Source organism: Thermanaerothrix sp. (genome assembly GCA_026417795.1).
Classification (GTDB): Bacteria; Synergistota; Synergistia; order Synergistales; family Synergistaceae; genus Thermanaerovibrio.
This window is the reverse complement of record JAOACP010000073.1, coordinates 1-2,210: the sequence shown is the minus strand read 5'-3', so window position 1 is coordinate 2,210 and position 2,210 is coordinate 1. Positions and strand designations below refer to the sequence as shown.

At 60.8% G+C, this 2,210-nt stretch carries 3 protein-coding genes; all 3 read right to left on the bottom strand.

The features are described from left to right. Positions 1 to 1,147, bottom strand: a 1,147-nt coding sequence (locus N2315_09030) for a hypothetical protein (GenBank protein MCX7829317.1), incomplete at its 3' end; no start/stop codon positions are given. Between the two features lie 125 nt (positions 1,148 to 1,272). Further along, positions 1,273 to 1,878 (bottom strand): hypothetical protein, encoded by a 606-nt coding sequence (locus N2315_09025; protein ID MCX7829316.1) that lies wholly within the window; start codon positions 1,876 to 1,878, stop codon positions 1,273 to 1,275. Positions 1,879 to 1,938: 60 nt separating this feature from the next. Then, positions 1,939 to 2,210, bottom strand: a 272-nt coding sequence (locus N2315_09020; protein ID MCX7829315.1) for a hypothetical protein, incomplete at its 5' end; no start/stop codon positions are given.

Genomic DNA, 2,210 nt, shown 5'->3' with positions numbered 1-2,210 from the left:
AGATGTGTATAAGAGACAGCTCCTCATCCGTGGCGTCCCCGGAGGTGATCACACTCTCAACCTTATGCCAGTCCAGCGTCACGTACCAGCTCAGCTGGTCGTTCCCCCGGAACTTCTTGCCCGCCCCAACGTAAGCTCCCACCTTCTCCTGGTCGTAGGTGAACTTCCAGACGTCGTTCTTGTAGTAGTCGTAGTCGGTCCACTTCTTCTTGTAGACCCCAACGTTCCAAGAGTAGGTGTCCTGGTCCATGTAGGGCTGGGTGTAGTAGCCCCAGTACTGCTCGTTGTCCCCCAGCTCAAAGCCCACGGACAGGCTGGTCCCCAGTCCCTGCCAGTTGCTGTCCTGGAAGCTCAACCCCCCGCTCCAGCCGCTTTGAGAACCATGGCCTATGGACAACCCCAGCTTGCCGGTCTTGGCCTCCTCAACGGTGATTATGAGGTCCATCACCCCAGGGTCGTCGGTGGGCTCAAACCCCACGCTCACGTCCTCAAAGTACCCCTTGGCCTGCAGACGGTTGAGGGAGTGTCTTAAAACGGTGGCGTTGAAGAGATCCCCCTTGGCGATCTTGAGCTCCCGACGGATAACGTAGTCCTTGGTCTTCTTGTTCCCCTGGATCACCACATCACCCACCCGGGGCTCCAGGATGGTCACCTCCACCACCCCGTCCTTTACCTCCACGTCCTGAACGCGCATCATCACATACCCGTCCTTGCGGTACTTGTCGGTGATGCGCTGAAGGTCGTTCCTGAAAAAGGCCCGGTTGAATATGTTGCCCGGAGATGTAAAACAGAGGGCCTTCAGATCCTCCTCCCGGTAGGCCGCGTTGCCCTTGAACTTAAGGGCCTGCACCACCGGGTTCTCCTTCACCTGGAAGACCACCCGGGCCCCGCCCTCAACGTCCTCCACCCGGTAGTCCACGGTCTCGTAGAAACCCAGGTCGTACACCGCATCCCTGTCCCTGTCCAGCTTGTCGGGACTCACCGGCTCCCCCACCTTGGAGGAAACCGCACCTAAAACGTAGGAAGGCACCGTCTTCTCCAGCCCCTCCACGTCAAGGGACACTATGGTGGCACCATCATCCCCAAAAGCGGGGGGCACAAAAGCCGCAAGGAAGACGAAGAGGAAAAAACACCGCCAAACCCTCACGGGGCAACCACATCCTCTCGATTTTGTCTTTATCACCCACCCCGCCGCCATCTTAAAGGGAAACAAGCGGGACAAGGCAACACACCGCAACCTACCCCGGGACAGATCAAACACGCCCCGCTGGATCACTGCCCCTCCAAAGCCCTCTGCCCGGTCTTAAGAAGCATAAGGGCCTCCTCAAGGGAAACCGAAGCCCCAGACTCCGCACCGGAAGCCCCCAAGGCGCCCCCTTTTGAGAAGACGCCTTCGGGCCTTGGAACCTTCTTAACCTGCACCTTACCCCTCGAAGCCGCGGACCTCTTGGGGATTTCCCCTCGGTCCTCCGCCTCCGCAGGCCTTACGGCGGCCACCGGGGAGGGAACCTCTTTAACCTCCCGCCGAGGAGCGTCGGCTGGCTCCTCCTTAAAAACCCTGGCCGCTGGCTCCTGGGAAACACCCCTTAACGCCCCAGGGCCCCCACTAACCACCTCGCCTATGGACACCGGCTCTCCGGCGGCAAGAAGGATGGACAACCCCAACGCAGCCCCCAGCGCGAAGGGCCTAAGGGAAGATCGGCTTGGGCTTGAGGCGCCGGCGGTCCTCCAGAGGTGTTCCCTCAAGGACTTGACCTCCGCCTCAAGACACTGGCTCTCCGCCGCAGCGCTGTCCCACATGGACAGCTCCACCGCCCTGGTAAGGCGCTCCAGCCAACGCCTCACCCTCCTCAAACGAACCTCCAGCTCCATGGTCACAGAAGCACCACCAACCCCTCCGGGATACCTGTCAACTTAAGTTATCCCGACCCTAAGGCCCTAAGTGGCCCCGTGACCTAAAACCTCCCGGAGCTTCGCTAGGGCCCTGCGCCTTATCTTGTGGATGTAACTCACGTCCAACCCCTTGGACTCCGCCACCTCCCGGGCGCTCCTGTCCTCCAGCACCAGGGCCCGGACCACCGAGCTCTCCCTCTCCGAAAGGCTTTCCAGGGCCAGCTCCAGATCCACCGCCCAATCCACCGAGTCCACCCCCGGCGCCAAGGGGGCTGACCGCTCCTCCAATACCGAGTCCCTGTCTCTTATACACATCT